This window comes from Agrococcus beijingensis (assembly GCF_030758955.1).
Classification (GTDB): Bacteria; Actinomycetota; Actinomycetes; order Actinomycetales; family Microbacteriaceae; genus Agrococcus; species Agrococcus beijingensis.
This window is the reverse complement of record NZ_CP132360.1, coordinates 1,423,833-1,446,748: the sequence shown is the minus strand read 5'-3', so window position 1 is coordinate 1,446,748 and position 22,916 is coordinate 1,423,833. Positions and strand designations below refer to the sequence as shown.

Here is a 22,916-nt window from a genome sequence, read left to right as displayed (position 1 = left end):
CAAGGGGCAAACGTTTCGGAGCCCGGGGAGGGGCGGATCACCGCCCAGGAGGCTGCCCGCCGGGTTGCTCTAGGGGCTTGCTCCCACCCCCTTGACGTGGCGATGCCGCCCGCTGCCGGTGAGGGCTGAGCGGGCGGCATCGGTGGGGTGGTTCAGTCGGCGGTCACGCGCTGCTGTGCTCGGGTGGCGAGGTGGCGGCGTGCTCGGAGTTCGGTTGCGCCTGCGAGCTTGAGGGTGACGCCGGGGTAGTCGCCGCGTGCGATGGCGAGCAGCGCGTAGTCCTGGTCGCGCTCGAGGGCGGTGGCGAGGGTGCGTGCAGTACGTGCGCCTTCGCTCTCGCGGGGGTTGAGGATCGTCACGTCTGACGCCGAGAGGCTGCGCTGTACCCGCTCTGTCTCGAAGTCGGGGAGGGCGACGATGCCGAGCACTCGGGAGAGCGCGGCGGGCGCGTCGGGTGCGGGCGGCATCATCTCGTGGATGCCGAGGTAGGTGCCGAGGTTGGCGAGGCCGGTGCGGGCGGTGGTGAGTGCTGCGCCGGCGTCGTTGGCGAGTGCCGTCTCCGCGTCGAAGGGTCGGTCGTGGTCGAGCTTGGCTGCCGCATCCTTGAGCTGCTGCACGAGACTGTCGAATGCGGGGGCGAGGTCGGCTGCTGCGGTGTCGACGGACTGCGGCATCGTCTCGATCGCGTGCCGATGCTTCGCGCCGTCCCATGCGCCTCGGAGCGCGTCGGCGGCCTGAGCGCGCTGCAGCTTGTCGAGTGCGCCCTTGAGGAACTGGGCGGGGTTCTTCGCGTCGGGTGCGGCTGCGACGAGATCGCGGACGGTCGTGTCGACTCCGGGCTCGGCGTGGATGAGGGTGTCGACCTCGAGGCGCGAGTCGGGTGCGGGGAGTCCTGCGAGCCGGTAGGCGCGTGCGATGTAGTCGTGCTGGGTCGCCTGGATGACGACGGGTGCCTGGAAGTGGTTGGTGCTGGTCTGGGTCTGCATGGTGTTTCTCCTTGGGTTCAGAATCGGGTGCCGCGGAGCAGGTCAGCGAACTGCTCGGCGGGTGAGGATGGGAAGCCGCCGCCGCGCGCGCCTTGCGAGAAATCGGCGCGGGGGGCAAAGGGCAGAACCTGCGGCTGCTCGGCCTGGTCGGACGTTTCGGGAATGTCCCCGTCGATCCAGGCTTGGAACTCGTCTCGGATGCTCATGGCTGCTGCTCTCGGTTAGAGGGGGTTGAGGGTGTCGTCGGTGCGCGCGGGTGCTCGCTTCGGCCGGCTGCAGGGCTTGCAGCGTCGGGCTGAGGGGCGGGAGCCGCGCGTGTGGAGTCCGCATCCGCCTGCGCAGGCGACGTAGCTGGTGCCGGGTCGGACGCGGGTGCAGAGGTCGTCGAGCGTGTCCGGGGCGGCTGTCGGGTCGACGGCGGGCTGCTCGTCAGGCTCGGTTTCCTCGGCCTGCTCGGCGGGCTGCTGTGCTGGCGCGGATGCTTTCGCGATCCACTCCCGCTCGAGCGCGATGAGCGCCAATGCGCGCCGTTCGGACGGGGTGCCGTTGCGCCAGTCGGCCACGTCGTCGAGCCACTGGTCGAACCAGCGGGGAGGGTTGGGGCGGTTCACGTTGACTGCGCCGGATGCGGTGAGGTTGTCGAACGATCGGAGCGCCTGCTCTCGGGCGCGAACGTCGGGGGCGATCATGCTTTCTCCTTGGTGAGTAGGGCAACCTGCGCTCGCAGCGCGATTGCCTCGGTCTGGTGGTCGTGCGCTTCGCGTTCCCATTCGCGGGCGATGCCTTGCCAGTCGGGGCCGCCGCCTTGCCAGAGCACTGACGCGCTCGCGTGGTTGCTTTCGCAGGCGTTGCCGCATCCGTTGCGGTCGAGCCGGTCTAGCGCGTCTTCTGCCGCGTCCTCGGTGGCGTGCAGGGTGATCGCTTGCCCGCGTCCGCAGTGGTTGAGCACGGCGTAGTCGCCGGCCCCGTCGATGTGTCGGGCGCGCGGGTAGATGCAGGCGAGCATGTCCGCTGCCGAGTCGTGCGGGTCGGTGCATCGGTGCGTCGTGATGAGCTTCACGCGTATGCCTCTCGGTTGAGGTTGATATGGATGATCTGGTGAGCGCCACGGCAGGCGCGTCCGCAACGGGCGGCGGCGAGCACTGAGCCGCGGTCTGCTGCCTCGGTCTCGGTAGGCCAGAGCGTGATCGTCGGGTTGCCGCACCACGCGACGAGCGCCCAGTCGCCGCGGCCCGTGATCCACGCGAGCCCGCGCACCTTGCAGCGCGCGAACCCTCGAGCGGTCGCGTGGCCCTTTCTGCATCGGCAGGCGTCCCACTCGGTCATGCTCGGCCCCGTTTCATGGCGAGTGTCGGGCAGGTGTCGTCGTGGTAGATGCGGAGCGTGTAGAGCCCGTCGTCGACTCGGATGAGCCGCTGGTAGGCGTGGCAGTCGTCACAGCCGCCTGGGATGCGGGACTCGGTGTAGTCGTCGAAGCGGGGGCGAGGGCTGAGCCCGAACGATGCGCCGTTCATGCCGTCACCGCCTTGCACGAGCGGGTGTGCTTGCCGGTCATGCCGCAGTTCGGGCAGTAGCCGGGGTCGGTGAGTGAGTGCGCGGGCCGCGCACTGATTCCTTCCCCCGAGGGCGAGTGAGTGCGCGCGCGCCCTATAGGCGCACTCGCGCACTCAATCTCAGTGCGCGCCGCGAACTCCCGCGCACTCCCGCGCACTCGGTCGGTTGTCTCGCTCAGGCTGTGGAGAATCGCGCGCCGTGGGCCTTCCACTGTCGACACCTGCCCCGACTGCACAGCCGACTTGATTGCGGCCCGGATCGGGTCGCGGTAGTGGCCTTGCTCGGTCAGCGCATCCTCAATCGTCCGCTTGGATACCGGCGCAGACTGATCGGCAAGGAATGCGAGCACGTCGGGCACGAGCGCCGACGACTTCGCTTCCTGCCGGTTGCCGAGCCCGAGCGTCAGCTGCCGAGCGGCCTCGTCCCAGTTGAGGCGCGTCTCGGGCACGTCCACGTCGCGGCCGAACGCGGAGAAGTAGCGCGGCGATGCAGGGTCGTCGCTGTTCTCGCGCACGATCTTCCACGTTGCATCCGGCCAGTCGAGGATGCGGGAGTCGCCTCGAGCGCGCTCGCCGTTGTGCCCCATGTGATGAATGACGACGCCCTCGGAGATGCCCGCCTCGAGCTTGAGCGCGTCGAATGCGACGAGGAATCGGCCAGCGTCCTTGTGCTCGTCGAGGCCGAGCGCGTCGAGCACGGGGCGCAGGCAGTCGAAGATGAGCACGTCGCATCCGCGCAGCGCATCGGCCCACTGCGTGCGTGTTGTCGGGTCGAGCAGGTCGAAGCTCGACACTGCACCGCGGAGCGGCACGACGGTCACCGAGTCCGCGTTGGTGATGCTGTGCTGTCGCATCCATCGCCGCATGGTGCGCTCGTCGAGCTCGTTGTCGATGATCGTCACGCGCCGCTGCCGCGCTTGGTGCTGGCCGAGGAACATGCTGCCGTCCGCGAGCGCCGCGACGAGGTTGTCTCGCATCGTCGACTTGCCGGCCTTATAGGGGGCCGCGAGCACGACGTTTCCGCCCGTGGCGAGTAGCCCGTCGATGATCCATTCCGGGTCGCTGTCTGGCTCGCTGAGGAATGCGGTGAGTGTGCGGGGCTGTGGGAGTGCGACGGCCTCGCGGTTGGCTTCCTGGTGCCGTTTGCGGGCGTCTGCGCGCACGTTCATGCGGTACAGCTCTTGCGCTACTTCGACCTCATAGTTGCCGGCTGTTTCGTCGCCGTAGAGGGCGGTCGGATCGTAGACGGTCGTGGTCATGCTGTGCCGCCGTTCAGGACGCCGGAGAGCGCCCGCTCGAAGTAGTCGGGGGAGTGGGGTGCGATGGCGTCTGGCATCTGATCCAGCGCGGAGTCGAGTCGTCGCTCAATCTCCGCGGCCCGCTCTGCGGGGTGCATCGCCCGGATGAAAAAACGATCGCTGTCGTGTTCGGCTTGCTTGACGCGCTCCGCCTGTGCCGCGATACCGGCGTCAAAGCCGGCCAGGTAGATCGCTGCCGCGTGGGGCGACATGTGGCGGAGCTGATCTAGGCGGAGAGTGCCCGTCACGAGCCCCGACCAAACGGCCTCGAGGGTGTCGTCGACTTCCCGTAGGCGAGTCGCGTGCTCGTTTCGACGGGCGGTAGACTGGTCGGGCGTGATCTTGTGAGCGGCCCCAGAGTTTGACGGCTTGGGGCCGTTCCCCATTTCGTGATGAGTCATGCCTCACCGCCGACGTACTGCAGCGCGCTGCCCCAGCGCTCGAGGCTTGCCGGGTTGATGCGGATGAGGCGCGGCCCGAATCGTCGAGCGTCGAGCGTCCCGTCTGTGATGCGTCGCCGGATCGTCTTTTCGCTCATCCCGTACTGCACGGCTGCGCTTCGGATCGTCGGCCAGGTTTCGGCAGTGGTGTTCATCGCGTTCCCCTTTCGGAAACGGACACAGCTCCGCCGTGAGGGGCGCAAACTTGTGTCCGTGATGGAGCCCGTTGGACGGGCGTACAAGAGCGCCACCTCACTGGTGGCTGTTGGTGCGCGGCGACGTGTCCCGGTTCCACTTCGGGGCGTGCGTCGTCGTGCGGTTGGCCGCTTAGCGCGGGTCGTGCCTGCCCGGAAGCGGGCACAAAAAAAGCCCGGACGCGGGAAGCGTTCGGGCCTTGACTCGCCGCGGGGGCGAGTGGTCTAGGGGCGCGTCATGGCGCGGCGCATGGCCGGCTCAGGGCGTAGAAAAACCCCCGGCGTCTAGCTCGGGGGTACTGTCTGGCTCAGGGCATGGTTATTGAGCGCATCTCATCTTTGCACGCCGTGGCGGCGCTTGTCAACTGCTGTCCGCGGGTGGCCCGCAGAATCAGCGATGCCCCGTCCTGCAGCAGGGGCGGGGCATAGTTCTAGCGCGTAAAGCGAGAATAACTCAACTGATCGGCGCTTGTCAACTCGTGGGGGCGAATGTCCCGAGCGTCCGAGCCAGGGCGCGGCTCGTGAGCATGGTTCCATGATCGCACAAGAGGTGAGAATCTGTCAACTCATGGGAGCGACTGTCTCGCAGGTTGGCGCGGGTGACGTCGATTCGCGTCTGGCCGTCTCGTGCCCCTCATGCGCGTCGATGACTTCCTCGGTTGCGCTCCAAACCGCCAGTTGGCGGTTCTGCCCTCCGCGGTGAACGCGATGTCCGACGCGGTCGGGGCGCAGCTCAACGCCACGAGTCCATGGTCGCACGAGACGTGAGCATCTGTCAACTTCTGGCCAGTCAGCTCAGGCTGAGGGCACAAGAGTGGGAGGCGCCCCATCGTCTCGCCGAAGTGAGCATCTGTCAACCAGGCCGCGCGAATCCGCTGCGGTGACTCGCGCGGCCGGTCGCACAGTCGCTAGGCGGCTGTCGTCTCTCTCGCTGTCATCACGCGATCCCATGCGCGCGCGTGCACCTCGGCGCGGTTGGCAGAGTGGCACGACTCGGCGCGCGGATAGTCGCGACCGCTCGGGGGAGCGATCCACTCCACCGGCTTCACTCCGAAGAACGCCGACACTAGGGCCAGCTCTCGCAGGTTGTAGTCGGCGCGGCCCATGTAGAGAGCGCGCGCGCGACCCGGAGACACCTCGAGGATGTCGCGGAGAGCGCCGGCGTTGGTGAAGTACCAGCCGCCCAAGCAAGAGCGGACTCCCGCTGCGATGCGCTGGCACTCCATTGCGACCTGCTCGTTACGATTGTTCATGGCCGTGATCCTTTCGTTAGTCCGGCCTAGCCCTCGTGAGTGTTTCGTTGCACTCGCGGGGGCGTCCTCGGTTGAGGGCTCAGGTGTCGAGCAACGCCATACGTCTGGCGAGGTCGAAGTCTCGTCCCGCGGTGTGCTGATAGCGCATCGCCGCTGAGACGGTGGAGTGCCCGAGACGCGCCTGCAACTCCTTGAGCGTCGCGCCCGCTTGAGCGGCCCGCGTTGCTCCGAAGTGCCGGAGTGCGTGCCACGGCATATCAGGGCGTCCAGCGGCCTGGCGTGCGGGGTAGTAGTGCTTCACAAGCGACGACTGCGGCAGATGGCTCACGCCGTCAGCGGCGGGGAACAACAGAGCGTCGGGAGAGTGTGCGACGTGCTGCTCAAGATGCCGCGTGAGCGCCGGGGCGATGTTGGGCGGTACGGGCACGACGCGCACGCCAGCGGCGGACTTGGGCATACCCACTATGTATCCCTCGCCGGTGACATGGGTGACCGCGCGCGCGATGCTCACGAGCACGACAGCGCCGGCCGCGTCGTCGATCATGGTCACGTCCTTGCGGCGCAGCTCGGTCAGCTCCCCGTACCGTGCGCCGACCCACGCGGCGAGTAGCACCGCGGCCTGCAGCCGCTCGGGCATCGCAGCGGTGATCTTCGCCAACTCGGTCGCGGTCGGCGGTTCCACCTTGCGGCCCGTCGTCGCGTTCTGCGCGCCTCGGATCATGCAGGGGTTGGACTTGATGCGCCCGTCCGTTACGGCGGTGGAGAGGATTGACTTGAGGAGCCCGTAAGCGCGGGCTGCCAGCGTCTTGCGGCCCGACTTCACCATGCCGGAGTACCAGGCCCGGATCATGTCGGGCGTCAGCGCGCTCATGCGGAGGTCGGCCAGAGGCTCGAGGGCGGTGGCGAGCAGGCGCAGGTACTCGACGCGGGTGCGGTCGCGCAGCGGTTCGCCGTTGCGGTTGGTGCGTGTCTCGACCCACTCGCGGCCGTATGCGCCGAGCGTCGTCGTCGAGGGCCGGGAGCGCGACGGCTCGGCGGCGGTGTGCGCCTGCCATTCGCCGTCGAGCACTTCGATCTGCTTGCGGGCGAGCCAGCCGCGCGCGTCGGTCATGCCGTCGAACGTCGAGGGGGCCGCGTAGCGGTTGCCGTCAGGGCCGGTGTAGGACGCCTGGTAGCGGCCGCTGGGGAGCTTGCGGACGGCTCCCCACGACTCGCGCTGCTTGCGCTTGCGGACGCTCAACGCACGTCCTCGGGGTGGGCGCGCTCGATGTGGCCGTCAGGGAACCGGACGCGGACGCCGGAGCGGGCCACGGTCAGGATCGTGACGCGCGCGCCGAGCACGACGGCGCTGCGATTGCCGTTGGCGATCCGCTGCCGGAGGGCGTCGAGCAGGCCTGCCAGGTAGGTGCTGCGCTCGAGCTGCTGCGTGCTCACCGTGTCTCCGTTCGTGCAATACCGTGCAATATCTCGTGTCTACTGCTGTCCACTTGGGTACAACAGTGACACTACCGCACGACGGCAGGAACCGCAGTAGAACGCGGCAAAACCGGGTGCTTCACGCGCTCCGCGACCAGTCTGCCCAGTAGCGCAAATACCGATTCGATCCCAGTATCGCCCACCACAGGACCCCCGGACCTCCGGGGGTTTCTTCGTCTCTAGGCGCAGCCCTGCGTGCCGATCGCGACGCAGTGGTCGCGCGTCCAGCCGGGAGTGCCGTAGCGATCGAATCCGGTCGTCGCGTGCACGGCGATCGTCGACGCGCCCGCCTCGACGACGGCGAAGCGCACGATCGGATCGCCTTCGACGGTCGGCGACGACCAGGCCAGTGCGGCCGCCTCGCCCGCGGCCAGGGCCGCGTCGACGCACGCGATCGCGGCCGCGGGCAGCTCCTCGCCCTGGTCGAGCTCCAGCTGGCCGCAGGTGGCCTCGGCATGCACACCGTCCGGCGCGTCGCCGAGCGCGCGTGCCGCGACGATCGGCTCCGCGGGCGGCGTGCCGATGGGGAGCACCGTGCCGGCCGGATCGGCCGTGCCGGGCGATGCGCACGCCGAGAGCAGCAGCACAGCCAGTGCGATGCCGGCTGCTGTCGCGGCACGGCGGATCACGGCGCACGCTCCCCGCCCGGCGTGACGACCCACCACAGCCCGCCGTGCGTCGCCACATCGTGGCACCGCACCTCGCCAGGGCCCTCGTTCGCGTAGAAGTACAGCGGATGCCCGCCGTACGTGACCTGCAGCGCCCCGTCGGCGCGCACGGTCGTGCCGAGCAGCGCCGGATCGACGCCGCCGGTGGCGGTCGGCTCCCCATCGGTGAGCACGGGAGGCCATGCCGCCGCGCAGTCGTCATAGCACTGCGACTCGGGCGAGACGTCGCGCTCCCAGATGTAGACCACCTGCTCGCCCGGGCCCCACAGGATCTCGCCGAACTCGCTGGTCGCGGTGGAGATCGCCGTGCCGGCGGCCTGCGGCTCGGGCTCGGACTCGGGCGCGGGCGCCGACGACGGATCGGGCTCGCTCGCCGCAGGCGTCGCAGGAACGGACGGGCTGGCGGTCGAGACGACCGGCTCCGGCGCCGTGCCCGTCGGGAGCACGCCGCCCGAGCCCGAGGCGCACGCCGAGAGCAGCAGCATCGCGAGCGCGATGCCGGCGATCGACGACGACCGGGCCATGTCGCGAGCGTACCGAGCGCGCACCGCGCGAGCCAGGGCATCCCGCGATCTACGATGGACTCGTGACCACTGGATTCGACCTCTTCTCCGACCGTGCCATCGTCGCCATGCGCGTCGACGGCGAGCTGCAGGATCTCGCCCGCGAGGTGACAGCGACGCAGACGGTCGAGCCGGTCACGATCGACAGCCCCGACGGCCTCGACATCCTGCGCCACTCGGCGGCGCACGTGATGGCGCAGGCCGTGCAGCGCAGCAACCCGGAGGCGAGGCTCGGCATCGGCCCGCCCATCCAGGACGGCTTCTACTACGACTTCGACCTGGGCGCGGGCTTCTCGAGCGACGACCTGAAGTCGCTGCAGAAGGAGATGGAGCGCATCGTCAAGGCCGGCCAGCGCTTCGTGCGCCGGGTCGTCACCGACGACGAGGCACGCGCGGAGCTCGCCGACGAGCCCTACAAGCTCGAGCTCATCGGGCTCAAGGGCTCGGCATCGAAGGCCGGCGAGGGCGCATCCGTCGAGGTCGGCGCCGGCGAGCTGACGATCTACGACAACGTCGACCCGAAGACCGGCGAGGTGGCCTGGAAGGACCTCTGCCGCGGCCCGCACCTGCCCTCGACCCGCCTCATCGGCAACGGCTTCGCCCTCACCCGCGTCGCCGGCGCCTACTGGCGCGGCAAGACCGACCAGCCGCAGCTGCAGCGCATCTACGGCACCGCCTGGCCGTCGAAGGACGAGCTGCGCGCCTACCAGCAGCGCCTCGAGGAGGCCGCGAAGCGCGACCACCGCAAGCTCGGCCGCGAGCTCGACCTCTTCTCGTTCCCCGAGGAGATCGGCTCGGGCCTGTCGGTGTGGCACCCGCGCGGCGCGATCGCCCGCGGCGAGATGGAGCAGCACGCCCGCAAGCGCCACATCGCGCAGGGCTACAGCTACGTCTACACGCCGCACATCACGAAGAAGGATCTCTTCGTCACCTCGAACCACCTCGTCACCTACGGCGAGGGCATGTGGCCGCCCATCCACATGGACGAGGAGCGCGACGACGAGGGCAACGTCACCAAGCAGGGCGTCGACTACTACCTGAAGCCGATGAACTGCCCGATGCACATCCTCGTCTACAAGGATCGCTCGCGCTCCTACCGCGACCTGCCGCTGCGGCTGGCCGAGAACGGCACGGTCTACCGCAACGAGCTCTCGGGCGCGCTGCACGGCCTCACGCGCGTGCGCGGCTTCACGCAGGACGACGCGCACCTGTTCGTCACTCCCGAGCAGCTCGAGGAGGAGACCACCAAGGTCCTCGAGTTCGTGCTGTCGCTGCTGAGCGACTTCGGCCTCACCGACTTCCGCCTCGAGCTGTCGATGCGCGACGACGAGAAGTCGAAGTGGATCGGCGACGAGGCCGTCTGGGAGACGGCGACGGATGCGCTGCGTCGCGTCGCGAAGGCATCTGGGCTGGAAGTCGTGGAGCAGCCGGGCGAGGCCGCCTTCTACGGCCCGAAGATCGACCTGAAGGTGACCGACGCGATCGGCCGCTCGTGGCAGCTGTCGACCGTGCAGCTCGACTTCAACCTGCCGGAGCGCTTCGAGCTGGAGTTCACCGCGCCGGACGGCTCGAAGCAGCGCCCGATCATGATCCACCGCGCGCTGTTCGGCTCGATCGAGCGCTTCTTCGCCATCCTGCTCGAGCACTACGCGGGCGCGTTCCCCGTGTGGCTCGCGCCGGTGCAGGTCGTCGGTGTGCCGGTGGCCGAGGACTTCGCCGGCTACCTCGACGAGATCGCCGACAAGCTGCGCGCGAAGGGCGTGCGCGTCGAGGTCGACCGCAGCGACGAGCGCATGCAGAAGAAGATCCGCACGCACACGCTCATGAAGGTGCCGTTCCAGCTCATCGCCGGCGGCCAGGACCGCGATGCGGGCAGCGTCTCGTTCCGCTTCCGCGACGGCACGCAAGACAATGGGGTGCCCGTCGACGAGGCGATCCGCCGCATCGTCGAGGCGATCGAGACCAAGGCGCACGTGTGACCGACGAGCACCCCCGCAACCTCGACGAGCCGGCGGAGCGGGCAGCGGTCAGCCGCGACTCGCTGCCGGTCTTCGACCCGGCCGAGCCGCAGGAGCCGCCGCTCGTCGGCGAGCACGCGTGGGGTGCGCCGACGCAGATGTCGAGCGAGATGCCGGGGGTGCCGGATGCGTTCCAACGGCTCTGGACGCCGTACCGGATGGTCTACATCCAGCAGGGCCAGATGCCCGAGGAGAACGCCTGCCCGTTCTGCCGCGCGCCCGAGCTGCAGGACGACCAGGGCCTCATCGTGCACCGCGGCGAGACCTGCTTCGTGCTGCTGAACCTCTACCCCTACAACACCGGCCACCTGATGGTCTGCCCGTACCGCCACGTCGGCATGTACGACCAGGCGACCACCGACGAGGTCGCCGAGATGGCGGTGCTCACGCAGACCGCCATGCGCGTGCTGTCGCAGGTGACGCGCTGCCAGGGCTTCAACATCGGCATGAACCAGGGCCGCATCGCCGGCGCCGGCATCGCCGACCACCTGCACCAGCACATCGTGCCGCGCTGGTCGCTCGACTCGAACTTCTTCCCGATCATCGCGAAGACGAAGGCGCTGCCGATCCTGCTCGAGGACATGCGCCGCGACATCCAGGCGGCCTGGCCGGCGTGACCGCCGCCCGTGCGCGCCGGGGGCTCCGCACGCGCGTAGCATGATCGGTTGTGACCGACACGAACACCACGTCCAGCACCGGCTCCGCACGCGTGAAGCGCGGCCTCGCCGAGATGCTGAAGGGCGGCGTCATCATGGACGTCGTCACCCCCGACCAGGCCCGCATCGCCGAGGACGCCGGCGCCGTCGCCGTCATGGCGCTCGAGCGCGTGCCGGCCGACATCCGCGCCCAGGGCGGCGTGGCCCGGATGTCGGACCCCGACCTGATCGACGCCATCAAGGCGGAGGTCTCCATCCCCGTGATGGCGAAGGCCCGCATCGGCCACTTCGTCGAGGCGCAGGTGCTCGAGGCGCTCGAGGTCGACTACATCGACGAGTCCGAGGTGCTCAGCCCCGCCGACTACGTCAACCACATCGACAAGTGGCCGTTCACGGTGCCGTTCGTCTGCGGCGCCACGAACCTGGGCGAGGCGCTCCGCCGCATCACCGAGGGTGCCGCGATGATCCGCTCGAAGGGCGAGGCCGGCACCGGTGACGTCTCGGAGGCGACCAAGCACATCCGCACGATCAAGGGCGAGATCCGCCGCCTGCAGACGCTCTCGAAGGACGAGCTGTACGTCGCCGCGAAGGAGCTGCAGGCACCGTACGAGCTGGTCGCCGAGGTCGCCGAGCTGGGCGCCCTGCCCGTCGTGCTCTTCACCGCCGGCGGCGTCGCGACGCCCGCGGACGCGGCCCTGATGATGCAGCTGGGCGCCGACGGCGTCTTCGTCGGCTCGGGCATCTTCAAGTCGGGCGAGCCCGAGAAGCGCGCCGCCGCGATCGTGAAGGCGACCGCCGCGTTCGACGACGCCAAGGCGATCGCGGATGCGTCGCGGGGCCTGGGCGAGGCGATGGTCGGCATCAACGTGGCCGACCTGGCGGCACCGCACCGGCTCGCCGAGCGCGGCTGGTGAGCGCGGGCGCGGCCCGCGTCGGCGTGCTCGCGCTCCAGGGTGACGTGCGCGAGCACGCCGCCGTGCTCGAGTCGCTCGGCGCGCGCGTCGCGCTGGTGCGCACCCCCGCGCAGCTGGCCGAGGTCGACGGGCTCGTGCTGCCCGGCGGGGAGTCGAGCGTGATCGACAAGCTGTCGCGCCTGTTCGCGGTGCGGGAGCCGATCATCGAGCGGATCGCGGCCGGCATGCCCGTCTACGGCACGTGCGCCGGCATGATCCTGCTGGCCGACCGCATCCTCGACGGCCTGCCCACCCAGCTGCCGTTCGGCGGGCTCGACGTCGACGTGCGGCGCAACGCCTTCGGCAGCCAGGTCGACTCCTTCGAGGCCGAGCTCGACGTGCCGGCGCTGGGGGAGCGGCCGGTGCACGCGACGTTCATCCGCGCGCCCGTGGTCGAGCGGGCCGGCGCCGGGGTCGACGTGCTCGCCTCGGTCAAGGGACGCATCGTGGCCGTCGAGCAGGGCCCGCTGCTGGCGACCGCCTTCCACCCCGAGGTCGAGGGCGAGCTGCGCTTCCACCAGCGGTTCCTCGACCGCGTCGCGCGTGTCACCGGCTCGTGATCTGATGCTCCGGTGACCGTACTCAGCCGTGCGCCCTGGCAGGTGCTCTGGATCGGCCTCGCGCTGATCTGGGGCTCGTCGTTCCTGCTCATGAAGCTCGGGCTCGAGGCGCTGCACCCGATGCAGATCGCGACCCTGCGCATCGTCGTGGCGGCTGTCACGCTGCTGCTGCTCTCGATGGCCACGCGCACCCGGCTGCCGGGCGACGCCGGCACCTGGGGGCTGCTTTCCGTCTGCTCCTTCTTCCTGACGGCGCTGCCGTTCACCGCCTTCGTGCTCGCCGAGACCCGCATCTCGTCGAGCCTCGCCGGTCTCGGCAACGCGATCACGCCCGTGGCCACGGTGCTGTTCGCGCTGCTCCTGCTGCCGAGCGATCGGCTCACGCCGCGCAAGCTGGCGGCGGTGCTGCTCGGTCTCGTCGGCGTCGTGGTGATCGCGCAGCCGTGGGCCGCCGGGGCGGGGCCCGACCTGGTCGGCTTCCTCCTCGCCGTCGCCGGCGGCGTGTCGTACGGCATCGGCTGGACCCTGAACCGGCGGCTCCTCGCGCAGCGCGAAGTGCCGGGCCTCGCGCATCCGACGGCGCTGATGATCACCGGCATGCCGATGGTCGTCGTCGCGCTGCTGGTGTGGAGCGCCGTCGAGGGCTGGTCGCCGGTCGGCAGCCACGACGCGTCGCAGCTGCCGCTCGCGCTGCTCGCGGTCGCGGGCCTCGGCGTCGTCGGCACCGGTGTCGCCTACATCCTGCAGTTCGAGGTCGTGCGCGCCGTCGGGCCGACGGTCGCGGCGACGGTCACCTACCTGATCCCGGTGGTCGCGGTGCTGCTGGGCGTGCTCGTGCTGGGGGAGCGGCTCGGCGTCTGGGAGATCGTCGGCGCAGCGATCGTCATCGGCGCCGGCATCCTGGTCGGGCAGAAGCCGAGGGCGAGGGTCGCGGCGCAGCAGCCTGCTTGAATCAGCACCGTGCAGCTCTACTCCAGCCGTCCCGTCGTCGCCGCCTGGCAGGTCGTCAGCGATCTCGCCGCGGTCGGCACCATCGCCGTCGCCGTCTGGATCGCGCAGCTCGTGCGCGACGCGATCGCCTCGCTCGGCGGCTTCGGGCGCCAGATCTCGGATGCCGGCAGCGGCTTCTCGACGACGCTGACCGACGCGGGCGAGTCGCTGGCGGAGGTGCCGCTCGTCGGCGCCGGCATCGCCGAGCCGTTCCGCGGCGCGGCGGGCTCGGCCGACCAGCTCTCGGCCGCGGGCGTCGCGCTGACCGGCGCCGTCGACACCCTCGCCGCCACGGTGGGCACCGCGCTCTGGGTGCTCCCCACTCTGCTCGTGCTGCTCGTGTGGCTGCTGCCGCGGCTGCGCTTCATCACTCGCGCCCGACGCAGCCGGGCGCTCTCGCAGACGCGCGAGGGGCGCGACCTGCTCGCCCTGCGGGCGCTCGTGGGCCAGCCGATGCCGACGCTGCTGACGACGGTGCCCGACCCGGTGGCGGCGCTCCGCGCCGGCGACGAGGCATCGCTGCGCGCCCTCGCCGCGCTGGAGCTGCGCAGCGCGGGGGTGCGCGCGCACGACGCATGAGACGCGGACGGAAGCCGCGCGCCTTGCGATCATGACGCATCCGCCTGCCAGGAACGGCGCGACGGCGAGCGTAAGATGAGGCGTCCCCCGCCCAGCGACCAGGAAGCATCATGTCCGGACATTCCAAGTGGGCGACGACCAAGCACAAGAAGGCCGTCATCGACGCCCGTCGTGCGAAGTCGTTCGCGAAGCTCATCAAGAACATCGAGGTCGCCGCCAAGATCGGCGGCGCTGACCTCTCGGGCAACCCGACCCTCGTCGACGCCGTGCAGAAGGCGAAGAAGACGAGCGTCCCCAACGACAACATCGATCGCGCCATCAAGCGCGGCGCCGGCCTCACCGGCGAGTCGATCGAGTACATCACGATCATGTACGAGGGCTACGCGGGCGGCGGCGTCGCACTGATGGTCGAGTGCCTCACCGACAACAAGAACCGCGCGGCTGCTGAGGTGCGCGTTGCCATGACCCGCAACGGCGGCACGATGGCCGACCCCGGCTCGGTCGCCTACAACTTCAACCGCAAGGGCGTCGTCTCGATCACGAAGGAGCACGGCGTCGACGAGGACGCGATCCTCGAGGCCGTGCTCGACGCGGGCGCTGAAGAGGTCATCGACCAGGGCGGCGGCTTCGAGGTCATCTCGGAGGCCGGCGACCTCGTCGCCGTGCGCACGGCGCTGCAGGAGGCCGGCATCGACTACGACTCGGCCGAGGCGGAGTTCGTGCCGAACCTCAAGGTCGAGGTCGACCTGCCGACCGCGCGCAAGGTGCTGAGCCTCATCGACGCGCTCGACGACCTCGACGACGTGCAGAACATCTACGCCAACTACGACATCCCCGACGACGTGCAGGCGCAGCTCGACGAGGACGAGTAGCGCCCGTGGCGTCGGTGCGCGTGCTCGGCGTCGACCCGGGGCTGACGCGCTGCGGCGTCGGCGTCGTCGACGTCGAGCGGCGCACGCCGACGCTCGTGCACGTCGAGGTCGTGCGGTCTGCGGCGGAGGACCCGATCGAGCTGCGTCTGCTGCGCATCGCGCGCGGCGTCGAGGCGGCCATCGACCTGCACCGGCCCGACGCGATCGCCCTCGAGCGGGTGTTCGCGCAGGCCAACCTGCGCAGCGTCATGGGGGTCGCGCAGATCTCGGGCATCGTGCTGCGCGCCGCGGCCGAGCGCGAGATCCCCGTCTCGCTGCTGACGCCCACCGAGGTGAAGGCGGCGGTCACCGGCTACGGCGCCGCCGACAAGCGACAGGTCGGCGAGATGGTGCGGCGGCTTCTGCGGCTCGATGCGGCGCCGAAGCCGGCGGACGCCGCGGACGCGCTCGCCATCGCGATCGCCGAGGGATGGCGCACCCGCATGGCGCCCAGTGCCGGCGGGTCGGTCACGACCCCGGCTCAGCGCGCGTGGGCGGCAGCCGAGTCGGCGGCGCGGTCAGGGCGAGCGCGGCGCTAGCAGCGCGACCGGAGCGGCTACTGCTGCGAGCGGCGGTTCTCGCGGCCCCAGAGCAGCGCGGGGACAGCGACGGCGAGGAATTCGGCGGTGGCGCCGGCCGTGAAGATCAGGCCCTCCCAGCCCGGCACCTCGAACGAGTAGGCCATGAGCAGCAGGCCACCGACGAGAAGGACCATCGAGAAGAGGAAGGTCAGCACGGTGGTGACGTTCATGGGGCTCCGTTTCGCAGCGCAGGGGTGTCGGTGACCACCGTATCGTGCGGGTGCCGCCTAGGCTGACGTGGTGATCTCACGGCTCGTCGGTACCGTCCTCGCTGCCCGTGGCCAGCGGCTGGTCGTGGGCGTCGGCGGCGTCGGCCTGGCCGTCGCGGTGACGCCGCAGTGCTCGCTCGCCGCCCGCGAGGGTTCCGAGGTGTCGCTGCACACCCACCTCATCGTCCGCGAGGACGAGCTGGCGCTCTTCGGCTTCGAGTCCGAGGCCGAGCTCGACGCGTTCGAGCTGCTCCTCGGCGTCTCGGGGGTCGGCCCGAAGTCGGCGCTCGGCGTGCTCGCGCACCTCACGCCCGACGACCTGGCGCGCGCCGTGGCCGACGAGGACGAGAAGCCGTTCAAGACCGTCAGCGGCATCGGGCCGAAGACCGCGAAGCTCATCATCCTGCAGCTCACCGGCAAGCTCGCCGCGCCGCGCGCCGCCGCGGCGGCACGACCGGGGGCGGATGCGCGTGCCGACGTGCTCACGGCCCTCACGGGGCTCGGGTGGCCGGAGCGCACCGCGGCCGACGCGATCGAGCGGGCGGCCGTCGCCGCACCCGACGCCGCGGGCGCGACCGGCACCCTGCTGCGCGCGGCGCTGGCGATCCTCGGACCGGCGGCACGGCCGTGAACGATCCGCTGACCGACCCGGCCGCGACGCCGGACGAGATCGCCTTCGAGGGCGCCCTGCGCCCCACGAGCCTCGCCGAGTTCGTCGGCCAGCCGAAGGTGCGCGGGCAGCTCGAGGTGCTGCTGCAGGCGGCGAAGCTGCAGGACCGCGCGCCCGACCACATCCTGCTCGCCGGCCCGCCCGGGCTCGGGAAGACCACGCTCGCGACGATCATCGGCGCCGAGACCGGCCGCCCCATCCGCTACTCGTCGGGTCCGGCGATCCAGCACGCGGGCGACCTCGCGGCGGTGCTGTCGGCGCTGGTGCCGGGGGAGGTGCTCTTCGTCGACGAGATCCACCGGATGGCGCGCTCCGCCGAGGAGATGCTGTACCTCGCGATGGAGGACTTCCGCATCGACATCATGGTCGGCAAGGGCGCCGGTGCCGCGTCGATCCCGCTCGAGCTCGCCCCCTTCACGCTGGTGGGCGCCACGACGCGCTCTGGCATGCTGCCGGCGCCGCTGCGCGACCGCTTCGGCTTCACCGCGCACCTCGAGTTCTACGACCCCGCCGACCTCGAGCGGGTGCTGCTGCGGTCGTCGCGCCTCATGGGCCTCGACATCGCAGCGGCGGCGCTGGCGGAGCTCTCGACCCGCTCCCGCGGCACCCCGCGCATCGCGAACCGGCTGCTGCGGCGGGTGCGCGACTGGCTGCTCGTCCACGAGGGGTCGAGCGACCTCGAGGGCGTGCGCGCGGCGCTCGAGCTGTACGACGTCGACGAGGCCGGGCTCGACCGCATCGACCGCGCCGTGCTGCACGCCATCGCGCACCGGTTCCGCGGCGGGCCCGTCGGCCTGTCGACGCTCGCCGCGGCCGTCGGTGAGGAGGCCGACACGATCGAGTCGGTCGTCGAGCCCTTCCTGGTGCGCGAGGGGCTGATCGGCCGCACGCCGCGCGGCAGGATCGCCACGCCCACCGGCATGCGCCACGCGGGTGCGGCCACGGAGGACGCCACGCTCGACGGGGTATGATCGGTTCTTGGTCCAGTGCGCAGATGCGCCGGACGAACCACCCCTGAGAGGCCCCTTCAGACGATGCTGTTCCTGCAGACGACCGCCACCGCCCAGCAAGGGTTCGCACTCGACCCGCTGACGATCATCATGCTGCTCGTCCTCGCGGCGATGATCTTCTTCATGTTCCGCAGCAACAAGAAGCGCAAGGCGCAGGCTGCGGAGCTCCAGACGCAGATGGTGCCCGGCGCCGAGGTGATGACGAACTTCGGCCTCTTCGGCGAGCTGACGGCGATCGACGAGGAGCGCAACGAGGCGCTGATCGAGATCGCCCCCGGCACGATCGTGCGCGTGCACCGCCAGACCCTCGCGCGCGTCGTCGACGACCACGCCGCCGCCGACGCGGATGCCGTCGACGACGGCACGATCGACGACGCGGGCGACGAGCCGCGCGACCGCGCCTGACCCGTGGCGAAGGGTCGTTCGAAGGGGGCTCGCGCCCTCGTCTGGCTGGGAGTGCTCATCGCCGGGCTCATCGGCGTGAACTTCTCGGCCGTGCAGTGGGGCGGCGGCTCGTGGCTGCCGCAGCTCGCGCTCGACCTCGAGGGCGGCACGCAGATCGTGCTCGAGCCGGTGGTCGCTGAGGGCGCCTCGGTCTCGCAGGAGCAGCTCGATCAGGCGGTGGCGATCATCCGCCAGCGCGTCGACGCCTCCGGTGTCTCCGAGGCCGAGATCACCACGCAGGGCGGCCGAAACGTCGTCGTCGCGATCCCGGGCGAGCCCGACGCGGCGACCATGCAGCGCATCCAGGCCAGCGCCAAGATGGAGTTCCGCCCGGTGCTGCAGTCGGCCGCGGCGAACGTGCCCGGTGCCGAGGCGCTGCCGGTCGATCCGGCGCTCGAGAGCGAGCCCGCCACGACCCCCGCGAACGCCTGGGACCAGGCGTGGATCACGCCGGCCTTGCAGGCCGAGTTCGACGCGTTCCAGTGCTCCTCGATCGACACCACGACCGTCGCGCCCGTCGACGAGCCGTTCATCACCTGCTCGACCGACCAGTCGGCCCGCTTCCTGCTCGGCCCGGTCGTCGTCGAGGGCGCCGACATCGCCGACGCGCAGGTGTCGGCCGCGACGAACAGCCAGGGCCAGGCCACCGGCGGCTGGGCCGTCAGCCTCGAGCTCGACGGCCAGGGCCCCGAGGACTTCGAGGCGACGACCCGCGGCATCACCGGGCTGCCCGAGCCGACGAACCAGTTCGCGGTCGTGCTCGACTCGACGGTGCTGATGCCCATCACGTCGAACGCCATCATCACCGACGGCAACGCGCAGATCACCGGCGGCTTCACCCAGGAGGCGGCACAGGGGCTCGCCGACCAGCTGCGCTTCGGCGCGCTGCCGATCGGCTTCCAGGTGCAGTCGAACGAGACGATCTCGGCGACGCTCGGCGACAGCCAGCTGCGCGCGGGCCTGCTCGCTGGTCTCATCGGACTGATCCTCGTGGTGGCCTACTCGGTGTTCCAGTACCGGGCGCTCGGCCTCGTGGTGGTGCTCTCGCTCGGCGTCGCCGCCGTGCTGACCTATCTCGTGGTCACCTTCCTCTCGAGCACCGAGGGCTACCGTCTCTCGCTCGCCGGCATCGCGGGCCTGGTGATCGCGATCGGCATCACCGCCGACTCGTTCATCGTCTACTTCGAGCGCATCCGAGACGAGCTGCGCGAGGGCAAGCACCTCACGAACGCTCTCGAGACGGGCTGGAAGCGCGCGTTCCGCACCATCCTGGTGTCGGATGCGGTGAGCTTCCTCGCCGCCGTGATCCTGTTCCTGCTCTCGGTGGGCAACGTGCGCGGCTTCGCGTACACGCTCGGCATCACGACCTTCATCGACATCGTCGTGGTGGCGCTGTTCACCCACCCGCTGCTGCGGGTGCTGTCGCGCACGCGGTTCTTCTCGCAGGGCCACCCGCTCTCCGGGCTGAACCCCCAGGAGCTGGGTGCCGTCTACCGCGGCCGGGCGAAGTTCCGCGAGCCGGTGGCCGCAGGCAAGGGCGCGACGTCGTCGCGCGAGGCGCAGCGACGCCAGACCATCGCTGAGCGCAAGGCATCCGTCGGCGCATCGACCGGCAAGGAGGACTGATGGCTTCGCTCACCACCATCGGCAACGAGCTCTACACCGGCGAGCGCTCGCTCCCCGTCGTCGCCAAGCGCAAGCTCTGGATGCTGGTCGCGGTCGGCATCCTCATCGTGCTGGCGCTCGGCACCGTCGCCCGCGGCGGCTTCGTGTTCGGCATCGAGTTCACCGGCGGCAGCGAGTTCCGGGTCACCGGGCTCAGCGCGGCGACGATCGATGGGGCCGAGGAGGCCGTGCTCGACGTCGTGCCCGAGGCCGAGGCGCGCGTCGTCACGCTCGGCGCCGACACCGTGCGCGTGCAGACCGACGAGGTCACCGAGGAGCAGGTCGCCGAGATCCGCGCGAACCTCGCCGATACCTATGGCGTCGAGGGCGGCGACGTCGCGTTCTCGTTCATCGGCCCGTCCTGGGGAGCCGACATCTCGCGGCAGGCGCTCCAGGCGCTGGTCGTGTTCCTCGTGCTCGTCTCGATCGTGCTGGCCGTGTACTTCCGCACCTGGAAGATGGCGGTCGCCGCGCTGTCGTCGCTCGCGTTCGACCTGCTGGTGACCGCGGGCGTCTACGGCATCATCGGCTTCGAGGTGACCCCCGCCGCCGTGATCGGCTTCCTGACGATCCTCGGCTACTCGCTCTACGACACCGTGGTCGTCTTCGACAAGGTGCGCGAGAACACGGCGCCCGGCTCGAGCGGCGGCCTGCTCGACAACATCAACCTCGCGGTCAACCAGACCCTGGTGCGCTCGATCAACACGTCGATCGTGGCGACCCTGCCGATCGCGGCGGTGCTGTTCATCGGCGCCTTCCTGCTCGGCGCCGGCACGCTGCGCGACATCTCGCTCGCGCTGTTCATCGGCACGATCGTGGGCACCTGGTCGTCGATCTTCGTCGCGGCACCCGTGTACGCCCAGCTCCGGCAGAACGACTCCATCGCCGAGGAGAAGGTCCGCCCGACGTCGAGCGAGCGCGGCGCGGTCGTCTGAGGCAGGAGGGAGCGGCATGAGCGACATCCAGCAGTCGCCTGGCGGCTTCCGCACGCTCCTGCCCTTCCTGTTCTCGCGCTCGCATCGCGCCGGCGCGGTCGACGAGCTGATCCGCACGGTCAAGTCGCAGCATCCCAAGGGCGACAGCGGGCTGATCCAGCGCGCCTACATCGTCGCCGAGGAGGCGCACCGCGGACAGTACCGCAAGTCGGGCGAGCCCTACATCACGCACCCCGTGGCCGTCGCCCAGATCCTCGCCGATCTCGGCATCGGCGCCATCACGGTCGCCGCCGCGCTGCTGCACGACACCGTCGAGGACACCTCGTACACGCTCGAGCAGTGCCGTGCCGACTTCGGCGACGAGATCGCGATGCTCGTCGACGGCGTCACCAAGCTCGACAAGCTGAAGTACGGCGAGTCGGCGCAGGCCGAGACGGTGCGCAAGATGGTCGTGGCGATGTCGAAGGACATCCGCGTGCTGGTGATCAAGCTCGCCGACCGGCTCCACAACGCGCGCACCTGGGGCTTCGTCTCCGACGAGTCGGCGCAGCGCAAGGCACGGGAGACCATCGAGATCTACGCGCCCCTCGCACACCGCCTCGGCATCCAGACCATCAAGGTCGAGCTCGAGGACCTCTCGTTCGCGGTGCTGCAGCCCAAGGTCTACCTCGAGATCAAGAACCTCGTCGAGGCGCGGGCGCCCGAGCGCGAGCGCTACCTCGAAGACGTCGTCGCGGGCCTCAGCGAAGACATGAAGGCCCAGCGCATCCGCGGTCGCATCGCCGGCCGGCCGAAGCAGTACTACTCGATCTACAACAAGATGCGGGTGCGCGGCCACGACTTCGCCGACATCTACGACCTCGTCGGCGTGCGGGTGATCGTGCCGTCGGTGCGCGACTGCTACGCGGTGCTGGGTGCCATCCACGCGCGCTGGCAGCCGATGCCGGGCCGCCTGAAGGACTACATCGCGACGCCGAAGTTCAACCTCTACCAGTCGCTGCACACGACGGTCATCGGCCCGCGCGGCCACCACGTCGAGATCCAGATCCGCACCGAGGAGATGCACCGGCGGGCCGAGTACGGCGTCGCGGCGCACTGGAAGTACAAGCAGGGCGGCGGGTCGATGTCGACCACCGACATGGCGTGGCTGCAGCACATCAACGACTGGCAGGAGGAGACCACCGACCCCGGTGAGTTCCTCGACTCGCTGCGCTTCGAGATCGGCGCGAAGGAGCTCTACGTCTTCACGCCGAAGGGCAAGGTCATCGGCCTGCCCGCCGGCGGCACCCCGGTCGACTTCGCGTACGCGGTGCACACCGAGGTCGGCCATCGCACGATGGGCGCCAAGGTGAACGGCCGGCTCGTGCCGCTCGACACGAAGCTGCAGACCGGCGACATCGTCGAGGTGCTCACGTCGAAGAACCCCGACGCGGGGCCCAGCCAGGATTGGCAGGGCTTCGTCACCTCGCCGCGCGCGCGCAGCAAGATCCGCCAGTGGTTCCAGCGCGAGCGCCGCGACGAGGCCGTCGAGGTGGGCAAGGAGGCGATCGCGAAGGCGATGCGCCGGCACGACCTGCCGCTGCAGAAGCTGATGGGGCGGGATGCGTTCTCGCAGGTGGCCGCGCAGCTCAAGTACGACGACGTCACGGCGCTGTACGCGGCCGTGGGGGAGGGCCACGTCTCGACCCAGTCGGTGCTCGAGAAGGTCGTCGCGGCGATCCGGGCGGAGGAGTCGACCGACGAGGACGACCAGCCGGTACCGGTGCTGCCCTCGTCGCGCGCCCCGCGACCGGCCTCCAGCGCGTCCGGCGTGCTCGTGCGCGGCGCCGACGACATCCTGGTGAAGCTGTCGAAGTGCTGCACCCCCGTGCCCGACGACGACATCGTCGGCTTCGTCACTCGCGGTCAGGGCGTCAGCGTGCACCAGCGCAGCTGCCCGAACGTCTCGGGGCTGCTCGCCGAGCCCGAGCGCATGATCGAGGTCGAATGGGCGGCGACGTCGAAGGGGCTGTTCCTGGTGAACATCCAGGTCGAGGCGCTCGACCGCTCCGGGCTGCTCAGCGACATCACGCGGGTGCTCACCGAGCACCACGTGAACATCCTCTCGGCGAGCGTGCACACCGGCAACGACCGCCTCGCGATCAGCCGGTTCGCCTTCGAGATGGGCGACGTCACGCACCTCGACAACGTGCTGAACGCCGCGCGTCGCATCGACGGCGTGTACGACGTCTACCGGATCACCACCGGTTGAACGACCGCGCGGCCGCCGCCCGAGGGCGACGACCGCGTGATCGGTGCTGCTGC

Annotated in this window: 29 protein-coding genes; 14 read left to right on the top strand and 15 right to left on the bottom strand. The window is 70.3% G+C overall.

The features are described 5' to 3' along the window. Nucleotides 1-152: 152 nt before the first annotated feature. The 14 genes from Q9250_RS06945 to Q9250_RS06880 form a co-directional block, all read right to left on the bottom strand. Nucleotides 153-986 carry a hypothetical protein gene (locus tag Q9250_RS06945; RefSeq protein ID WP_306233870.1) on the bottom strand — a complete coding sequence of 278 codons (834 nt, stop codon included), beginning with the start codon at nucleotides 984-986 and terminating at the stop codon, nucleotides 153-155. Between the two features lie 17 nt (nucleotides 987-1,003). Beyond that, a complete protein-coding gene (locus Q9250_RS06940) occupies nucleotides 1,004-1,192 on the bottom strand; it encodes a hypothetical protein (protein ID WP_306233868.1) in 189 nt (62 codons plus the stop codon). A gap of 15 nt (nucleotides 1,193-1,207) precedes the next feature. Continuing rightward, nucleotides 1,208-1,675: a hypothetical protein gene (locus Q9250_RS06935; protein ID WP_306233866.1), complete on the bottom strand. Its 468-nt coding sequence runs from the start codon at nucleotides 1,673-1,675 to the stop codon at nucleotides 1,208-1,210. After that, on the bottom strand, nucleotides 1,672-2,046 hold the full coding sequence (locus Q9250_RS06930) for a hypothetical protein (RefSeq protein ID WP_306233865.1): 375 nt from the start codon (nucleotides 2,044-2,046) through the stop codon (nucleotides 1,672-1,674). The genes Q9250_RS06935 and Q9250_RS06930 overlap by 4 nt, the downstream gene beginning before the upstream one ends. Then, on the bottom strand, nucleotides 2,043-2,312 hold the full coding sequence (locus Q9250_RS06925; protein WP_306233864.1) for a hypothetical protein: 270 nt from the start codon (nucleotides 2,310-2,312) through the stop codon (nucleotides 2,043-2,045). Before Q9250_RS06925 ends, Q9250_RS06930 begins: the two co-directional genes overlap by 4 nt. Next, on the bottom strand, nucleotides 2,309-2,500 hold the full coding sequence (locus Q9250_RS06920) for a hypothetical protein (RefSeq protein WP_306233863.1): 192 nt from the start codon (nucleotides 2,498-2,500) through the stop codon (nucleotides 2,309-2,311). The genes Q9250_RS06925 and Q9250_RS06920 overlap by 4 nt, the downstream gene beginning before the upstream one ends. After that, nucleotides 2,497-3,798: an AAA family ATPase gene (locus Q9250_RS06915; RefSeq protein WP_306233862.1), complete on the bottom strand. Its 1,302-nt coding sequence runs from the start codon at nucleotides 3,796-3,798 to the stop codon at nucleotides 2,497-2,499. The genes Q9250_RS06920 and Q9250_RS06915 overlap by 4 nt, the downstream gene beginning before the upstream one ends. Continuing rightward, a complete protein-coding gene (locus tag Q9250_RS06910; RefSeq protein ID WP_306233861.1) occupies nucleotides 3,795-4,049 on the bottom strand; it encodes a hypothetical protein in 255 nt (84 codons plus the stop codon). The genes Q9250_RS06915 and Q9250_RS06910 overlap by 4 nt, the downstream gene beginning before the upstream one ends. Before the next feature lie 185 nt (nucleotides 4,050-4,234). Continuing rightward, the gene (locus tag Q9250_RS06905) at nucleotides 4,235-4,432 is read right to left on the bottom strand and encodes a helix-turn-helix transcriptional regulator (protein WP_306233860.1); all 198 of its coding nucleotides are present in this window, start codon (nucleotides 4,430-4,432) and stop codon (nucleotides 4,235-4,237) included. 947 nt (nucleotides 4,433-5,379) lie between these two features. Continuing rightward, nucleotides 5,380-5,724, bottom strand: a complete 345-nt coding sequence (locus Q9250_RS06900; protein ID WP_306233858.1) for a hypothetical protein — start codon at nucleotides 5,722-5,724, stop codon at nucleotides 5,380-5,382. 79 nt (nucleotides 5,725-5,803) lie between these two features. After that, entirely contained in the window at nucleotides 5,804-6,964 is a 1,161-nt protein-coding gene (locus Q9250_RS06895) for a tyrosine-type recombinase/integrase (protein WP_306233857.1), read from the bottom strand. Next, on the bottom strand, nucleotides 6,961-7,158 hold the full coding sequence (locus Q9250_RS06890) for a hypothetical protein (protein WP_306233856.1): 198 nt from the start codon (nucleotides 7,156-7,158) through the stop codon (nucleotides 6,961-6,963). The genes Q9250_RS06895 and Q9250_RS06890 overlap by 4 nt, the downstream gene beginning before the upstream one ends. A 221-nt stretch (nucleotides 7,159-7,379) precedes the next feature. Continuing rightward, the gene (locus tag Q9250_RS06885) at nucleotides 7,380-7,829 is read right to left on the bottom strand and encodes a hypothetical protein (RefSeq protein WP_306233855.1); all 450 of its coding nucleotides are present in this window, start codon (nucleotides 7,827-7,829) and stop codon (nucleotides 7,380-7,382) included. Further along, complete coding sequence (locus tag Q9250_RS06880) at nucleotides 7,826-8,392, bottom strand: COG4315 family predicted lipoprotein (protein WP_306233854.1); 567 nt, start codon at nucleotides 8,390-8,392, stop codon at nucleotides 7,826-7,828. Before Q9250_RS06880 ends, Q9250_RS06885 begins: the two co-directional genes overlap by 4 nt. Before the next feature lie 107 nt (nucleotides 8,393-8,499). Between Q9250_RS06880 and thrS the strand changes: the two genes are divergently transcribed. The 8 genes from thrS to ruvC all read left to right on the top strand — a co-directional run bounded on the left by thrS (nucleotide 8,500) and on the right by ruvC (nucleotide 15,637). Then, nucleotides 8,500-10,410 carry a threonine--tRNA ligase gene (thrS, locus tag Q9250_RS06875; RefSeq protein ID WP_306233942.1) on the top strand — a complete coding sequence of 637 codons (1,911 nt, stop codon included), beginning with the start codon at nucleotides 8,500-8,502 and terminating at the stop codon, nucleotides 10,408-10,410. 137 nt (nucleotides 10,411-10,547) lie between these two features. Beyond that, entirely contained in the window at nucleotides 10,548-11,066 is a 519-nt protein-coding gene (locus tag Q9250_RS06870) for an HIT family protein (protein WP_306233940.1), read from the top strand. Nucleotides 11,067-11,116: 50 nt separating this feature from the next. Further along, nucleotides 11,117-12,019, top strand: coding sequence for a pyridoxal 5'-phosphate synthase lyase subunit PdxS (pdxS, locus tag Q9250_RS06865; RefSeq protein WP_306233853.1), 903 nt, complete (start codon nucleotides 11,117-11,119; stop codon nucleotides 12,017-12,019). Further along, nucleotides 12,013-12,618 carry a pyridoxal 5'-phosphate synthase glutaminase subunit PdxT gene (gene pdxT, locus Q9250_RS06860; RefSeq protein ID WP_306233939.1) on the top strand — a complete coding sequence of 202 codons (606 nt, stop codon included), beginning with the start codon at nucleotides 12,013-12,015 and terminating at the stop codon, nucleotides 12,616-12,618. Before pdxS ends, pdxT begins: the two co-directional genes overlap by 7 nt. 12 nt (nucleotides 12,619-12,630) lie before the next feature. After that, nucleotides 12,631-13,569: a DMT family transporter gene (locus tag Q9250_RS06855; RefSeq protein ID WP_306233852.1), complete on the top strand. Its 939-nt coding sequence runs from the start codon at nucleotides 12,631-12,633 to the stop codon at nucleotides 13,567-13,569. Between the two features lie 9 nt (nucleotides 13,570-13,578). Beyond that, nucleotides 13,579-14,187 carry a hypothetical protein gene (locus tag Q9250_RS06850; protein WP_306233851.1) on the top strand — a complete coding sequence of 203 codons (609 nt, stop codon included), beginning with the start codon at nucleotides 13,579-13,581 and terminating at the stop codon, nucleotides 14,185-14,187. A 110-nt stretch (nucleotides 14,188-14,297) separates the two neighbouring features. Beyond that, entirely contained in the window at nucleotides 14,298-15,059 is a 762-nt protein-coding gene (locus Q9250_RS06845) for a YebC/PmpR family DNA-binding transcriptional regulator (protein WP_306233849.1), read from the top strand. 5 nt (nucleotides 15,060-15,064) lie between these two features. Further along, nucleotides 15,065-15,637, top strand: coding sequence for a crossover junction endodeoxyribonuclease RuvC (gene ruvC, locus Q9250_RS06840; protein WP_306233848.1), 573 nt, complete (start codon nucleotides 15,065-15,067; stop codon nucleotides 15,635-15,637). 17 nt (nucleotides 15,638-15,654) lie between these two features. Here ruvC and Q9250_RS06835 read toward each other — a convergent pair whose 3' ends face one another. Beyond that, nucleotides 15,655-15,849 carry a hypothetical protein gene (locus tag Q9250_RS06835; protein ID WP_306233846.1) on the bottom strand — a complete coding sequence of 65 codons (195 nt, stop codon included), beginning with the start codon at nucleotides 15,847-15,849 and terminating at the stop codon, nucleotides 15,655-15,657. A gap of 70 nt (nucleotides 15,850-15,919) precedes the next feature. On the opposite strand from Q9250_RS06835, the gene ruvA reads away from it, so the two are divergent. From ruvA to Q9250_RS06805, 6 genes are all read left to right on the top strand, one after another. Then, nucleotides 15,920-16,519 carry a Holliday junction branch migration protein RuvA gene (gene ruvA, locus Q9250_RS06830; RefSeq protein WP_306233845.1) on the top strand — a complete coding sequence of 200 codons (600 nt, stop codon included), beginning with the start codon at nucleotides 15,920-15,922 and terminating at the stop codon, nucleotides 16,517-16,519. After that, complete coding sequence (gene ruvB, locus Q9250_RS06825) at nucleotides 16,516-17,529, top strand: Holliday junction branch migration DNA helicase RuvB (protein ID WP_306233844.1); 1,014 nt, start codon at nucleotides 16,516-16,518, stop codon at nucleotides 17,527-17,529. Before ruvA ends, ruvB begins: the two co-directional genes overlap by 4 nt. Before the next feature lie 63 nt (nucleotides 17,530-17,592). After that, the gene (locus Q9250_RS06820; RefSeq protein ID WP_306233843.1) at nucleotides 17,593-17,973 is read left to right on the top strand and encodes a preprotein translocase subunit YajC; all 381 of its coding nucleotides are present in this window, start codon (nucleotides 17,593-17,595) and stop codon (nucleotides 17,971-17,973) included. Nucleotides 17,974-17,976: 3 nt separating this feature from the next. Further along, nucleotides 17,977-19,638, top strand: coding sequence for a protein translocase subunit SecD (secD, locus tag Q9250_RS06815; RefSeq protein WP_306233842.1), 1,662 nt, complete (start codon nucleotides 17,977-17,979; stop codon nucleotides 19,636-19,638). Further along, entirely contained in the window at nucleotides 19,638-20,612 is a 975-nt protein-coding gene (gene secF, locus Q9250_RS06810) for a protein translocase subunit SecF (RefSeq protein WP_306233841.1), read from the top strand. Before secD ends, secF begins: the two co-directional genes overlap by 1 nt. Before the next feature lie 16 nt (nucleotides 20,613-20,628). Next, complete coding sequence (locus tag Q9250_RS06805; RefSeq protein WP_306233840.1) at nucleotides 20,629-22,863, top strand: RelA/SpoT family protein; 2,235 nt, start codon at nucleotides 20,629-20,631, stop codon at nucleotides 22,861-22,863. Nucleotides 22,864-22,916: the final 53 nt, after the last annotated feature.

Excerpts from the sequence above, each read along its gene's own strand:
- Q9250_RS06835 (WP_306233846.1), bottom strand. The coding sequence starts at position 15,849 with ATGAACGTCACCACCGTGCTGACCTTCCTCTTCTCGATGGTCCTTCTC.
- Q9250_RS06845 (WP_306233849.1), top strand. The coding sequence starts at position 14,298 with ATGTCCGGACATTCCAAGTGGGCGACGACCAAGCACAAGAAGGCCGTC.
- Q9250_RS06915 (WP_306233862.1), bottom strand. The coding sequence starts at position 3,798 with ATGACCACGACCGTCTACGATCCGACCGCCCTCTACGGCGACGAAACA.
- Q9250_RS06905 (WP_306233860.1), bottom strand. The coding sequence starts at position 4,432 with ATGAACACCACTGCCGAAACCTGGCCGACGATCCGAAGCGCAGCCGTG.
- Q9250_RS06940 (WP_306233868.1), bottom strand. The coding sequence starts at position 1,192 with ATGAGCATCCGAGACGAGTTCCAAGCCTGGATCGACGGGGACATTCCC.
- secF (WP_306233841.1), top strand. The coding sequence starts at position 19,638 with ATGGCTTCGCTCACCACCATCGGCAACGAGCTCTACACCGGCGAGCGC.
- Q9250_RS06900 (WP_306233858.1), bottom strand. The coding sequence starts at position 5,724 with ATGAACAATCGTAACGAGCAGGTCGCAATGGAGTGCCAGCGCATCGCA.
- thrS (WP_306233942.1), top strand. The coding sequence starts at position 8,500 with ATGCGCGTCGACGGCGAGCTGCAGGATCTCGCCCGCGAGGTGACAGCG.
- Q9250_RS06910 (WP_306233861.1), bottom strand. The coding sequence starts at position 4,049 with ATGTCGCCCCACGCGGCAGCGATCTACCTGGCCGGCTTTGACGCCGGT.
- Q9250_RS06935 (WP_306233866.1), bottom strand. The coding sequence starts at position 1,675 with ATGATCGCCCCCGACGTTCGCGCCCGAGAGCAGGCGCTCCGATCGTTC.
- Q9250_RS06945 (WP_306233870.1), bottom strand. The coding sequence starts at position 986 with ATGCAGACCCAGACCAGCACCAACCACTTCCAGGCACCCGTCGTCATC.
- Q9250_RS06805 (WP_306233840.1), top strand. The coding sequence starts at position 20,629 with ATGAGCGACATCCAGCAGTCGCCTGGCGGCTTCCGCACGCTCCTGCCC.
- Q9250_RS06880 (WP_306233854.1), bottom strand. The coding sequence starts at position 8,392 with ATGGCCCGGTCGTCGTCGATCGCCGGCATCGCGCTCGCGATGCTGCTG.
- Q9250_RS06920 (WP_306233863.1), bottom strand. The coding sequence starts at position 2,500 with ATGAACGGCGCATCGTTCGGGCTCAGCCCTCGCCCCCGCTTCGACGAC.
- Q9250_RS06925 (WP_306233864.1), bottom strand. The coding sequence starts at position 2,312 with ATGACCGAGTGGGACGCCTGCCGATGCAGAAAGGGCCACGCGACCGCT.
- Q9250_RS06820 (WP_306233843.1), top strand. The coding sequence starts at position 17,593 with ATGCTGTTCCTGCAGACGACCGCCACCGCCCAGCAAGGGTTCGCACTC.
- Q9250_RS06870 (WP_306233940.1), top strand. The coding sequence starts at position 10,548 with ATGTCGAGCGAGATGCCGGGGGTGCCGGATGCGTTCCAACGGCTCTGG.